At 71.5% G+C, this 12,402-nt stretch carries 16 protein-coding genes; 4 read left to right on the plus strand and 12 right to left on the minus strand.

The features are described from left to right. Positions 1 to 99: 99 nt before the first annotated feature. The 11 genes from IH61_RS43570 to IH61_RS43575 form a co-directional block, all read right to left on the minus strand. The gene (locus IH61_RS43570) at positions 100 to 963 is read right to left on the minus strand and encodes a hypothetical protein (RefSeq protein WP_051838640.1); all 864 of its coding nucleotides are present in this window, start codon (positions 961 to 963) and stop codon (positions 100 to 102) included. Positions 964 to 1,725: 762 nt separating this feature from the next. Further along, the gene (locus IH61_RS0136440; protein ID WP_051838641.1) at positions 1,726 to 2,322 is read right to left on the minus strand and encodes a hypothetical protein; all 597 of its coding nucleotides are present in this window, start codon (positions 2,320 to 2,322) and stop codon (positions 1,726 to 1,728) included. A 297-nt stretch (positions 2,323 to 2,619) separates the two neighbouring features. Further along, a complete protein-coding gene (locus IH61_RS0136445; RefSeq protein ID WP_031078004.1) occupies positions 2,620 to 2,808 on the minus strand; it encodes a hypothetical protein in 189 nt (62 codons plus the stop codon). 77 nt (positions 2,809 to 2,885) lie between these two features. After that, entirely contained in the window at positions 2,886 to 3,386 is a 501-nt protein-coding gene (locus IH61_RS0136450; RefSeq protein WP_031078006.1) for a hypothetical protein, read from the minus strand. Positions 3,387 to 3,474: 88 nt separating this feature from the next. Further along, positions 3,475 to 3,963, minus strand: coding sequence for a hypothetical protein (locus tag IH61_RS0136455; protein ID WP_031078007.1), 489 nt, complete (start codon positions 3,961 to 3,963; stop codon positions 3,475 to 3,477). A 503-nt stretch (positions 3,964 to 4,466) separates the two neighbouring features. Continuing rightward, positions 4,467 to 4,784, minus strand: coding sequence for a hypothetical protein (locus IH61_RS0136460; protein WP_158845704.1), 318 nt, complete (start codon positions 4,782 to 4,784; stop codon positions 4,467 to 4,469). A gap of 59 nt (positions 4,785 to 4,843) precedes the next feature. Continuing rightward, entirely contained in the window at positions 4,844 to 5,110 is a 267-nt protein-coding gene (locus IH61_RS0136465; RefSeq protein WP_031078012.1) for a hypothetical protein, read from the minus strand. Between the two features lie 208 nt (positions 5,111 to 5,318). Beyond that, positions 5,319 to 5,627 (minus strand): hypothetical protein, encoded by a 309-nt coding sequence (locus IH61_RS0136470; RefSeq protein ID WP_031078019.1) that lies wholly within the window; start codon positions 5,625 to 5,627, stop codon positions 5,319 to 5,321. A 119-nt stretch (positions 5,628 to 5,746) separates the two neighbouring features. Next, positions 5,747 to 6,541, minus strand: coding sequence for a hypothetical protein (locus tag IH61_RS0136475; RefSeq protein ID WP_158845707.1), 795 nt, complete (start codon positions 6,539 to 6,541; stop codon positions 5,747 to 5,749). A 134-nt stretch (positions 6,542 to 6,675) separates the two neighbouring features. After that, positions 6,676 to 7,134, minus strand: coding sequence for a hypothetical protein (locus IH61_RS0136480; RefSeq protein WP_031078021.1), 459 nt, complete (start codon positions 7,132 to 7,134; stop codon positions 6,676 to 6,678). A 132-nt stretch (positions 7,135 to 7,266) separates the two neighbouring features. Further along, positions 7,267 to 7,737, minus strand: coding sequence for an ATP-binding protein (locus tag IH61_RS43575; protein WP_051838642.1), 471 nt, complete (start codon positions 7,735 to 7,737; stop codon positions 7,267 to 7,269). Between the two features lie 256 nt (positions 7,738 to 7,993). Here IH61_RS43575 and IH61_RS0136490 point away from each other — a divergent pair, with 256 nt between their 5' ends. The 4 genes from IH61_RS0136490 (at position 7,994) to IH61_RS43585 (ending at position 10,687) form a co-directional block, all read left to right on the plus strand. After that, a complete protein-coding gene (locus IH61_RS0136490) occupies positions 7,994 to 8,875 on the plus strand; it encodes a helix-turn-helix domain-containing protein (RefSeq protein WP_051838650.1) in 882 nt (293 codons plus the stop codon). Next, entirely contained in the window at positions 8,860 to 9,045 is a 186-nt protein-coding gene (locus IH61_RS0136495) for a DUF397 domain-containing protein (RefSeq protein ID WP_031078026.1), read from the plus strand. Before IH61_RS0136490 ends, IH61_RS0136495 begins: the two co-directional genes overlap by 16 nt. A 183-nt stretch (positions 9,046 to 9,228) precedes the next feature. After that, complete coding sequence (locus IH61_RS43580) at positions 9,229 to 9,726, plus strand: hypothetical protein (protein ID WP_051838643.1); 498 nt, start codon at positions 9,229 to 9,231, stop codon at positions 9,724 to 9,726. Between the two features lie 583 nt (positions 9,727 to 10,309). Continuing rightward, complete coding sequence (locus IH61_RS43585) at positions 10,310 to 10,687, plus strand: hypothetical protein (RefSeq protein WP_158845710.1); 378 nt, start codon at positions 10,310 to 10,312, stop codon at positions 10,685 to 10,687. 126 nt (positions 10,688 to 10,813) lie between these two features. Here IH61_RS43585 and IH61_RS0136510 read toward each other — a convergent pair whose 3' ends face one another. After that, positions 10,814 to 12,286 (minus strand): hypothetical protein, encoded by a 1,473-nt coding sequence (locus IH61_RS0136510; RefSeq protein ID WP_031078032.1) that lies wholly within the window; start codon positions 12,284 to 12,286, stop codon positions 10,814 to 10,816. Positions 12,287 to 12,402 lie beyond the last annotated feature (116 nt).

The raw sequence follows: 12,402 nt of genomic DNA on the forward strand, positions 1-12,402 counted from the left end.
CCGAAACAGCCTTCTCCCCAGCTCAGAGCACACCTTCACACGGGCTCTGTTCGATTCCAGGGCCAGGAAGACGATTCGCATGCCATCGGAAACAGGTACCTAGTCCTCGTCGGCCTTGCGGAACGGCTGCCCGCAGCGACCGCAGTTCAGTCCGCCGTCCTCGCCGCCGAACTCCCAGACGGCCTGGCTGATCTGGATGCGGCGGGCTGCCTCGCTGCCGCCCTTGCCCGGCTTGGTGCAGCCGCAGATCACCAGGAAGCGGGTCGGCGCGCGCTTCTTCGGGCGGGTGGGGATGTAGTCGCCGCCCTCGCTGCCCTCGTCGTCTCCCTCGCCGCCGGTGCCCGGAGTGCTGGTCGGCTCGCCGCCCTTGCCCTCGGTGCCGGTGGTCGGGGCGGGACGGCCGACTCCAGCGAGCGCGATCACCTGGGGGTCGTAGATGTAGGGGAGGCGGGCCTCGTCCAGTGCCTTGATGACGTCGGCGTACCGCTCGACGGCGGCCGGGGTGATCGTGCACTCGGACAGCCCCCGGATGGTGCAGGGGGTGACGGGAGGGATCAGTCCCAACTCGGCGGCCAGGGCCGCGAAGCGCCGGTTGTGGTAGCGGCCGCTGCTGCTGGTGTCCTTGATGCGCCGGGTGTAGGCGACGCCGTGGGCGGCTTCGTGCAGGAGGGTCTGAACGGTGCGCTCGCCGCCGAGGGACAGCAGCTCGCCCCCCGCGAAGAGTTCCGGGGTGTACTTGTTCCGCTCGCCCTGCTGCACCGTCCAGAAGTCCGCTCCGAAGTGGCCCCAGGTGATGCCCTTACCCGACCTGCCCATGCCGGTGATCATCACGACGTTGGGGACGTCCGGGTGGTTGGCCTGGATAGCTGCCCACGCGGCTTCAAGGGCGGCGATCGTGCGGCTGCCGTGTTCCCGGTCGGTGGGGGCGGGCTGGGCGGGGATGGCGGCGGTGGTGATGGTCATCAGTGCTTTCCTATCGGATTCGAGCCGGAGTTGGGGGGAGAACCCGGGCGGGCGGGGTGCCCGCCCGGGGTGCGAGGGGCTAGCTCGCGCGCCGGTCGCGCTGCCGGGGGATGCGGATGGTCGGCTCGGAGGGCTGGCCCGGGGTGGGCTGCTGGTCCTCGGTCATCTCGGGTCCTTTCGTTGGGTGTTGGTGGTGTCCGAGGTGGTGGGGTGCCGTTCCCCTCCACTCCCTGACAAGCACTAGAATACAACATTAGAGCGTCACGCCAAAATCAACACCCCCTCGTGTCGCGGAAAAACCGCAGGTCAGATGGGGTGTCAGAATCTCTTCCGGGAAATTTCCTAGCGTGTGCACGCTAAGGATGGTCGGGCGGGACGGCGGCCGTTGGGGCGGACGGTCCTCCTCCTCGCCCTGGTCGCCGTGTTCCCCCCGGCCGGCCGTCGCGGTGGGCCGCTGGCGCCTTCTGTGGGTCTCCGGATCGGGCCTGGAGGAGATGAGCAACCCGGGCGGGGTCACCCCCTGCAACCGGCAGGCCGGGCAGCAGCGTGCGGCATGATCCGCCCGCCCAGCACGGGCAGCAACCGCCCCAACTCCGTTGTTGCGTCTCGGCCTTCGTTGCTGCCGAGTCTCAGGACCGCTCCGGGCTCACTACGGTCCGCCGTCCGGCCGCGTCAGCACGGGCACCGGCCCCGGAGCCGCACGCGAAGCGCGATCAGCCATCGCGGGCAACCGGCGGCAACCGGCTCCGGCCTCGACGTCGGCTAGGCGCCGGTTGTGCCGCTCTGGTCTGTGGCCAGGCTCCGGGCCTTGGTGATGATGCGTCGCGCGGTGCGCTCGCTGACCTCGTACTGCTCCGCGACGGTCGCGGCGGTCACGGCGTCGGCCTGGGCGTCGAGCTGCTCCGCGACGGTCGCGGCGCGGGGGTCCGGCTTGAGCCGGGACTTGCGGTCCTTCGCCCCGGTCGTGCGTCCCTTGTACTCGGTCGGCCGGTCCCGGTGCTGCTCGACGGCGGCGCGGGTCCACCAGCGCCTACCGTGCCGCTCGACACCTTCGTTCAGCCGACCACCCGAGGCGTCAGCACGGATCGTGGACGGTGCCAGGCCAGCGACCGCGCCGGCCTCCTTGTCGCTCAGGAGATCGGTGGGGGCCGGCTCGGTAGGCAGCGGGGGAATCGGCTCGCCAGCCAGATAGGCATCTACCTGGGCGGCGTCGTAGAGGATCGGCCGCGCGGAGCCCGGGAGCGCCTTCACCGTGCGGCTGAACGCCTGATGGTGGCTCCGTCGCCACGTCGATTCTGAGACTCCGGCCGCCCTCGCGACGTCCTCCAGCTCGTACGTCGGGCGCCCCTGGGGGATCATCGCTCTCCTCGGTGTGTCGGGCCGCGCGGCGCGCGGTGTGTTGTCGCTGGTGGTGAGGCTACGGGCAGGCTGCCGCGTTGCTTCGTCACGGGGGGTGGTTGGACACGCGCGGCCCCGGGAAGGCAGCGGGGCCGGCTGCGGCTCCACCAGCCGGCCGGGGTACCGGCGCCCGCCCCGGCTGTACACTGGTCCTGCTTTCCCGTCTGCTGCCTTCGTTGGGTGTTGGTGGGATGCAGCGTTACGGGCCGGTGGATGCCGTCACCCCTCGGGGTGTACCACCGGCCCGCTGCTGTTTGATCAGGTCGCGGTGTGCTCCGCGCGGTCGCAGGCGAGCAGACCGGCCCTCAGTTCCTCCTCGGCGCGGGCGAGCGCGGCGGCGGTCTCCGGCCCCGGGTCCTGTTCGGCGGCCCGCCGGGCGCGGGCCTGCTGCCTCTCCAGGGACTCGATTGCGGCGTACGCCTGGCTGGTGCGGTCGATGGTGGTCACGGTGCTTCTCCTGGTGCTCGGTGTGGGTGCCGTGGCGGACGGGGCGGCGACGTTCGACTCGCCGCCGCCCCGAGGGGTCAGCCCTCGCGGGGCTGTTGCCGGGCCTTCGCCCTCGGCCCGGCCTCCTCGTAGAAGCGCGTCTCCGCGCCGTGCTGGATCTCGTCGGCGTTGATTCCCTCCGTGTCGCCGAGGGCGAGCACGGAGGCCAGGGCGCTGGCGAGGATGCCGAGGCGTCCGTCCTCGCCGAGGCGGCACAGGACGGGCACCACGTTGACGGCGCTGTTCATCTCGACCACGGCGGCCGCGAACAGGGCGTCCGGGGTCACGGTCCATCGCGCGCTGTGGAGCAGGTCGGCGGCCATGTCGGTGACGACCGGTGCCGTCACGGCGCCCTCGACCACGGCCATGCCGGGTCGGGTGCACCGGTATGCCGTGGCCATGGCCTCGCCGATGTCGGCCCTCTCCTCGAAGCCGAGGAACCATCCGTTCGTCTCGGCCTTGGCGGCCTTGATCGCCTGCTCGATCAGGACGGAGGTGATCCGGTCGCCGTGGGCGGCGTGCTCTGCGCTGATGCCCATGCTGGGGGCTCCCTTCGGTGTCTGGTTGCTGATGCCGGGAGATGCGCCCGGGGGCGGCGCTTCCAACTCGCCGCCCCCGGGGTGGTTGCTAGCTCTCCTGGCGTCGGAGCCAGTCCTCCTGGCTGATCTCCTGCTCGAAGCAAGAGAACGCATGGTCGGTGATCTCGCTGGGCGCGATCCCCTCCAGTTCGGCGAACGCGAGCACAGAGGCCAGGGCGCCGACGAAGAGTTCCGCGCGGCCCTCGTCGCCGAGGCGGCACAGGACGGGCACCATGTTGACCGTCCGGGTCAACTCGATGAGCGAGTACTTGATCAGCGCTCCCGGGGTGATGGTTCCGTGGGCGGCGTGGAACAGGTCGGCGGCCAGGTCGCCGAGGACCATCGCCATCAGGTCGCTGCCCAGCTCCTCCCTCTCCTGCGGGGTGAAGGTCCGAACGACGTACTCGGCGGCCATCATCTGGCCGACGTACGCGCGCTCCGCCAGGCAGAAGCACCCGGCACCGACGCTGTCGGCCTTCACGGTGAAGACGTTGAGCGCCTGGGCGCCCTGGGCAACGCGCTCCGAGTTCGGGATCATCTCGGGTCCTTTCGTTGGGTGTTGGTGGTGTCCGAGGTGGTGGGGTGCCGTTCCCCTCCACTCCCTGACAAGAACTAGAATACAACACTAGAGCGTCACGCCAAAATCAACACCCCCTCGTGTCGCGGAAAAACCGCAGGTCAGAGGGGGTGTCAGAATCTCTTCCGGGAAATTTCCTAGCGTGTGCACGCTAAGGATGGTCGGGCGGGACGGCCGCCGCCGGGGCGGACGGTCCTCCTCCTCGCCCTATGGTCGCCGCGCTCGTGCGCGTGCGTTCCGGCCGGCCTCGGCCATGCTGCTGGGGCCGGGGGCGGGGCCTTCCTCGGTGTGGACGGCTCCGCCGATCCCGGGTTCCGGGATAGCCCGTAGGGTGGCCACTCCGAGGGAGGGCGCGTCACCGGCGGGTGCAGCAACCACCCACCCACCCGCACCCGACGTCCCTGCCCCCGCCCCTTCCTTGGGCGGGCCGGGGTCCGGGGCGGAGCCCCGGGGGTGTGACGGCGTCACGCGCCGCTGGGTCTAGCCCGGTCGTCGGCGGCCTGGCGCATCGCGGCCTCGGCGGCGGTGACGGCCTGGCGCCAAGCCCCCTGTTCGGCGCGGGTGAGCCCCGGCGGCGCCTTGAGCCTGCGCAGGTCGGCGGCTGCTTGTTCGACTGCTCCGGCCTCCACCTGGCCGAGCAGTACGTCCACCGGAGGGACGTCCCACTGTCCGGAGAGGCGGGCGGACAGCAGCACCCGGCGGGCGCGGTTGTAGGCGCCGACGTGACGTCGGCGCCGATCGGCCGGCTGTCCGGCAGAGGGGGGTGATGGTGTGTCAGCCATGCCCGGTCAACGCGGTGCGGGGCCGGGAGGTTCGTCGGCCCCGGCGAATCCGCGGGGGCTTATGCCGCGCCTGCGTCGTAGATCGCTTCGGGCTCCGAGCGTCGGGCCTCGTGCCCCTTCCCGTCGCCGTCCACCGTGATGATGGACGGTTCAAGGCCGCTCCACTTCCAAACGATCTTGATTTTCCGCCGCTCCGAGCAGGTGTTGTGCCAGTAGACCGTTGTCGTCCACCACCCGCTGTCGTCCCACGACCAGTTAAAGCACGCGTCCGATCCGCGGTGGGTGGTGCGGCTCTGGGCGGCGGCGGGGCCCGCCATGGTGGTCATGAGGAGCACTCCTGCCGCGACGGCGGCGGTGGTGAAGCGGCGAGCTGGCGTCATGGTGGCCCCCTGGCGATCTGCCCCTCGTGGTGGGGCGGGTACCGGGTTGAACCTCGGCACCGGGGGACGGGTTGCGGCGTTCACCCGATCGGGCCACCACGAACGGAGAAGGCCCGCCCCAGGGCGGGGACGGGCCAGGTTCAGCGTGCACACGCTAACGGGTCGTTCGCCCCTCGACGGCGGCGACTATCGCGGCGGCGTCGGAGTCGTGCCACCAGCCGAGCGCGGTGTCCGCGGCGGCGCGGAACTCGGGGGCCAACTCGGCCAGGTGGACGAGTACGTACGCCAGGCGGCGGTGGTACCCGGCCAGGGCTTCCGGGTCGTTCTCGCCCTGGAGAGCCTGAACCCGCAGCCGGTCTGACTCGGCCGTCAGATCGGCCATCAGCCGGAGGGCTTCCATCGGGGTCGTCACCGGCGGAGTGGAGTGCCGGAGCAGGTGTTCGCGGAGATCGTCGTGGGCCATGGGGTCCATCCTCTCGTACCGGCGGGACGTGGGGGAGGCCCGGACGCGGGGTCGTCCGGGCCTCCGAGGTGGCGGTTCGGGCCCGCGTCGAACGGGTCCGAACTGCCGCTCTGGGGCGCCTACCTGGGCAGGATCGCGGGGCGGGCCATGCTCCACCCTGTGGGGATCACCAGGACGGCGGGGTCTTCGCCGGGGATCTGGTCGAGTCGGCACGTCCAGTCGGTGACGTCAGGCCTGAGCCGTCCTCCCCACTCCAAGGCCAGATCGGCCAGGCAGTGGGCCAGTGTCTCGGTGGCGGGGTTCGTGTCGGTCGGCCAGATGCCATCGGGCCGCAGGTAGGCGGCGCTGTCGCCGGTGGTGAGCGCGCACGTCGGCCCCCAGGTCGGCATGCCGTCCGGTACGACGCCGGTGATCGTGTCGTCCGTCGCGGCGGCGAACATCCACAGCGCGGGGTACTGGTCGGGCGTCATCCGGTGGGGCAGGGCACTCGTCTGACGCAGTTCCGGGGCGGGCCTGGCACCGGGCAGGGCGGGCGGCTGGTTGTAGAGGATGCCGCCGGCCGTGGGCAGGGCGGCGGGGAGGTCGCACCCGATCACCCGCCCGCACAGCCGGCCGTCGCGGGGGTCGCGTCCGGCGACGATCCACGGGTGGAGTCCGCCGAGGGTGACGGGCGCGACGATGACGCCACCGGCCCTGAGCTGGTCGAGCCATCGCAGGGACAGCCCGGTCACGGCGGTGGTCACCACGATCACGTCGTACGGTCCCGCCTCCGGGCGCCCGTCGTAGAGGTCGCCCGCCTCGACGTCGACCAGGCCGGCGTTCCGGCCGGCCGGTCCGAGGGCGGCCCGCACGGCTTCGACGTCGGCGGCCGTGCGCTGGAGGCTGACCACCGTCTGACCAGTCCAGCGAACCATCTGGGAGGCCACCGGGCCGGGGCCAAGCTGGAGAGCCCAGTCTCCCGGCCGGACAAGGCCGGCGAGCACCGGGGGCGGTCCGGCGATGGGACGGGCGGCCGTCTCAGGCGCCCGAAGCGCGGGAAGGTGGTCCATCACGGTGCCTCTCGGTGCTGCTGCGGCGAAGCGGCGGCGAGCTGGACGGGCACGGCCAGGGCGGTGAGCGTAAGCCCGCTCCGCAAGGCCCACCGGCGCGAGTAGGGCAGGTGAGCGGACAACTCGCAGAGCGCGCGGCGGAGTTCGGGACGGTCGGCCTGCCAGAGGTCGACGGCGAGCAAGCTGCGGGCGGTCATCCGCGAACGGTACTTACCGGCCGCGCGGTACATCCAGCGCATCGCCTGGCTCGGGCGGCTCTCGTGGCTGCGGGCGATCGGCGCGCGGCACGTCTCGGTGTCGTCGCCGAGCAGCAGCGACAGGGCGATGCCGCCGACGATGGGGGAGGTGTAGTAGACGCCGGGCTCGTCCTGGTGCTCGTGGTCCGGGCGGCGGGGCGGGGGCGGCGTCCAGTCGTGCGGGGTCCGGACCGTGTAGAGGGTTCGGCGGACGGTGACCACGACTCTCCTTCGGGGTAGCTCCGGGGGTGCGGGCCGCTCCCGCCGGCCAGGGGGTGGGGGAGCGGCCCGCGCGGCGTCGGGGGGCACGCCGCAGGAAGACCCGTCCGGCGCGAACACCGGGCGGGCCGGGTCTCAGGTCGTGTTGCGGACGGCCAGGCCGAGGTGGGCCCACGCGATCGTTCCGCCGGACGCGGGGTGGTGGCACCCGGCCGAACCCCCCGCCTCCCGGGCAAGGCGGCGGACGACTGCCAATCCGCGGCCGTTCTCATGCCACCACTCCGGGCGGTCCGCCCGGGGGTGCCACGTGCCGTAGTCGCGCACGGCCAGGGACAGAACGGCGGCGCTCGCGGACAGGCGGAGCGCGACTTCTTTGGTGCCGCTGTGCTGCCAGGCGTTGGCCACGTACTCGGAGACGATCACCAGCGCGGCATCCTCGACGGGGGCCGGCAGGCGCCACATCCGGCCAATCAGGCGACCGACGTCGCGGAAGGCGCGGGCGGTCTGCGGCGTCAGCTCGACCATGCAGACCATCTGTCGGCGGTGCCGGGCGGCGTCGGCCATCGGGGCAGGGACTCTCTCCAACTGGAGCACAGTGGTTGCCATGTGCCCCTCCTTCCGGTGCCGCAGCTGTGCGACCTGGGGAAACACACCCGGGCAAATGATCACCAGAGGTGATCATCTGGGAGCGTGCGGTGATTGTCCTTTGCAGTATGGCACCGAAATTCCCACTGTGGGAATCTCATGGTGAACATCTCTTGATGGGCAATCAGTAGGAGCGAGCATGCCGATGGCCGTAGCCCGGAGGAGAGTTGCCCTGCTCGGACGGAGTGGGGAGACTATGCGCGGCAGAGAGGGTGAGATGACGCCAACAGGACCGACAACCCGCCGGCGACAGCTCGGCGCGCTGCTGCGGCGGCTCCGTGAGGCATCCGGGGCGACGCTGGAGGAAGCGGGTGCTGCGGCGGACACCAGCCGCAGCACCGCACAGCGCTACGAAGGGCCAAGCGGCCCTGTCCGGTGGCCTGTTGTCGACGCCCTCGCCCGCTTCTACGGCGCATCGGAGGCAGACCGCGCCTTGGCCGTCGAACTGGCGAAGAACGCCAAGGTGCTGGGCTGGTACACCGACGCCGATATCCCCGATGCCCTGCGCACGTTGATCATGCTGGAGGATGAAAGCTCCGAATTGCACTTCTTCTCCGCCGGCTACGTCCCCGGCCTGGTGCAGACGCGCGCGTACGCGATAGCGGCTCACCGGGCATCCGAACCGCGCGCCGACGAGAGCGAGTTGGAGCGGATGGTGGACGTGCGCATCCGGCGGCAGTCCATCCTGGAACGGGAGGCTCCGCCGCACGTGTGGATGATCCTCGATGAGGCGGTGATCCGCCGCCAGGTCGGCGGGCCGGCCGTGATGGCCGAGCAGATGGCCCACCTCGCCGAGTGCGCCCGGAACCCCCGGATCACCGTGCAGGTGCTCCCCTTCGCACGGGGAGCCAACAGCGCGGAGTGCACCGGATTTGTCATGGTCAGAGGCGCTGACCAGGCCCTTGACGTCGTATACCTGGGTCAGCTGACCTCCTCCGTCTACCTGGAGAAGCCGGCCGACCTGGAGCGCTACCGAATCGCCTGGGACTACCTCCGGGCGGACGCGCTGAGTACGCCGGACTCAACCGAACTGATCGCCGGGGCTGCCGAAGGGTACGCCAAGGCCGCGAAGGAGCAGAGCAAATGCGCACCGAACTGACCTGGCGGAAGAGCAGCTACTCCGGCGGGTCTCAGACAGAGTGCGTCGAAATCGCCGAGGCGGCCGGGGTGTTCGTCCGCGACAGCAAGGACCCCGAGGGACCTAACCTCGCCTTCGACGCCAACGCCTGGAACGCCTTCGTGACGTGGGCCGCGTCGCTGGAGGTGTGACACGCCGGAACTCGACGGGCCGCCCGGTTGGGCGGCCCGTTGTGCTATCCGCAGAGCATGACCGTTGACGATCCGTCGCCGCCCCCTCCGCCCCTCGCCTACCGTCCGTGGCCTGACGCAGACCCGCACCCGGCACCGGCCTGGGCCGATCCACCCCGCCGCCGCCGGCCGTGGGGTCTCGCCGTGGCGGCCGCCCTGGTGCTGCTGCTCGTGGCGGGGGGCCTCACCTGGTCGCTGCTGAGCAACGACCCGACCCCGGCGGCCCGGCACCTCCCGCCGCCCGCGCCGCCGGCCTCCAGCGCCTCCGCGTCGCCGACCGCGCTGCCGTCCACCCCGGCCGCCCCGTCGACAGCACCACCACCCGCCGTCCCGCCCTCGGTTCAGGCCACCGCGTCCGAGGCCGTACCCGATGCCGAGGCGCCCGAGACGGACGGGGGAGAGGCCGGGGAGGCCGCCGTCTCCTCTCAGAAGCCGGCCCGCCCGCGCCGCCCCGCACCACCGCGACCCGCACCGCCGCAGGTCCGCCCGGCACCGCCCGCGACGGACGGTCAGCCGGCGGCACACCCCGGCGGCCCCCCGGCCCTGGACGTGTGTGCCGCCGGCGAGCAGTACGGCGGCTGGGCTCCGGACAGCACACAGGCCCGGCTGTGCCGCAACGCCCTGGGGCACACTCACGGTTAGCGTGCACACGCCAGAATTCTTCCATGACTCCAAGGGACCTGGTGTCCTTGGAACCATGGCGACACAGACCGGGGCGGCAGATGCAGGGATTCATGCCCAGATCTGCACCTTGGCACTTTGGGACCTTGACACCTGGGTTCCCTGGCACATCCGCTTCGGTGCTGTGCCGACTCCGCCCCCGCGCCTGACGGGGCGACGCGGGAAGGAGCGCGGCCGTACGGTGCTGCACGTCTGGCCGGGGCCGCTGGCTGGTGCGGCCTAGGTGCCAGGCTCGCCGCCGGGGCGCCTTCGACGACACCGCCCGCAGTCAGCCGCGTGCTGTGCCGACCGCGCAAGATGCGTGGGTGACGGTATGCCAAGGTCCCAAGGGGTTATGCGCCCTTGGGACCTTGGCTCTATCAGTTCTGCTGGTAGACGGCACATAAGTGCCCCTACATGGTTCCACGGCTCCTAGGGGGCTTGGCACCTTGGCACATATCTAGCGCCTCTTGCTCCTCGGTGTCCGCTTGGGTTGCACCCGGCCGCGAGTAGATCCCGCCCCCTGCTGTGCCGCCGGTTGCGCTGGCCCGTTGCCGTCCGCCTCGTGCTGTGCCGACTCGGCCTGCTCGACGGCGCGGTGAAGCTCGGCGAGCTGGCGCCGGAGGTCGTCGACCTCCGCCCGGACGGCCTGGGCCTCGGCCTCGGCCGTCTCCCGGGCCGCCCGCTCGGCGCCGGCCTGCTCGGTCGCCGTCGCAGCCGCCCGCTGTGCCTGCTCCGCGAGCTGCACCGCCGCCGTACGTCCGCCGTCCGCTTCGTGCTGTGCCGACTCGGCCTGCTCGACGGCGCGGTGAAGCTCGGCGAGCTGGCGCCGGAGGTCGTCGACCTCCGCCCGGACGGCCTCGGCCTGTGCTGCCTGGACGGCGGCGCGGGCGGTGAGGGCCACTCGCATCCGCTCCTCGGCACCGGACAGGCGGGTTGTTAAAGCCTCCGCACGCTGTGCCGGCAGGTTGGCGGCCAAGGCGATTCCGCGGGTGCTGTGCTGGTCCATCGTTACCCCTTCGGGTCCGGTGGTGCCCCGGGGGCGCGGGCCCCCGGGGGATGGTGGCTGTTAGGCGTTGATCAGTTCCCGTTCGGGCTGCGGCTGCTCGGTCTCGCTGGCGGCCTCGGCCGCGTAGTGGTCCGGACCCCGGAATTCCGCGACGTACCGGTTAGCCGCCCCCCGGTCGAGGTTGATGCCCAACTGCCGTAGCTCGGTCAGCAGGCCATCCGTGATCGCGTTGGTCTTCCGGCCCTTGTCGGCGTCCGTCTTCCGGGCGTCGTACAGCAGCTTGATCGCGATCTTCTTGTACTTGGTGGCCTTGATGGCCTGGATGAGTCGAGCTTCGGCGTCGTCCTCGTCAGGGTCGTCCTGATCGTCGGATTCCTCGTCCTCCTGGTCGCCGTCGACCGGCACACGTGCATTGACGACGGTTCGGTTCGGATGTGCCGCCGCCACGCGCTCGGGGTCCGGGTCCGCCGGCTTCTCCTCGTCCAGGCAATCCGTCGGCTCCTCGTCGGCGTCGTGCTCGTCGGCCGGGGGCAGCTCGGCGCGGGGTGCGGGCACCGCACCGCTGCGGGATGTGCCGATCTGTGCCATCACCTCGCCTTCGACCTCGGCCGCCAGGTCCTCCATGCGCCGGACGCGCTCCGCCAGGTCGGCCAACGGGCCCTCCGGGGCGCCTTCGTGCAACGGGGACATCTCCTTGGTGACGTCGATCTCCGCCGCGTACCGGCGCATGGCGAGCCTGGTCCGGTACTCTTCCCGCCGCTGCGGGTCCGTGGCACAGCCGGCCCGATCCAGGTACGTGGCGATCCGCCGGGCCAGGCGGCGCCCCTTCCAGCCCTTCTGGTCGTCCTCCTCCAGCCGGTGGTACCGGTCACCGAGGCCCACCGCCTTGGTCAGCGCGCGCTCCTCGGCGATCGTCTGTGCGTCCCGGCCGCGCTGGGCGAGCCCGAGGCGGGCCATGGCCCGCTCCCGCAGCTCGCGAGCGATCTGGGCGCCCACGGACTGGGAGACGTCTCCGGTGCGGTGACGGAGTTCCAGCCCGAGCGCGACGTGGGCGGCGACCGCGCTGCCCACAGCGCCGAACGCGATCCGGCCGAAGGTCCCGACCGTCAGGCCGTGGCCCTCGTGCCAGGCCGGTACGGCGGCGGCACCGGCCAGGACCCACACCAGCGTCCCGAAGACGCCGGGGCTGCGGTCGCCGTCCTCGGCGGCCATGCGCTCCCGGGCACCGAGGACGCACATGGCCATCAGCGCCTCGTAGGTGGCGCAGGTCATCACGCGCTCGAACGTGCCGTCCATGTTGAACCCGTCCTTGGTGAAGCCGTAGGACGTGTTCAGGCTCAGAGAAGTGCAGCAGACGAACGCGATGATCGCGGAGACGACGCCGGCGGACAGCTTCCGGCGCTCACGAGTGCCGGGGGTCGGCTTCAAGGCGCGCAGGATGGTGACGGCGAGGACCAGCATCAAAGCCGAGGACGTGGCCAGGGTGATGAGCTGGTGATTGGTGATCCACTGTGTGACCTGCGAGACGTTCACCGGGACCGCCTTCCGGCCATGTTGACGACGGTGGTCGCGGCCGGGTGCCGGCTGGCCTTACCGTTGTGGTGCATAGGGGTTATCTCCTTGCGTGAATCGGCCCCGGACGAGTCGTG

This window comes from Streptomyces sp. NRRL WC-3742, from assembly GCF_000720635.1.
GTDB lineage: Bacteria > Actinomycetota > Actinomycetes > Streptomycetales > Streptomycetaceae > Kitasatospora.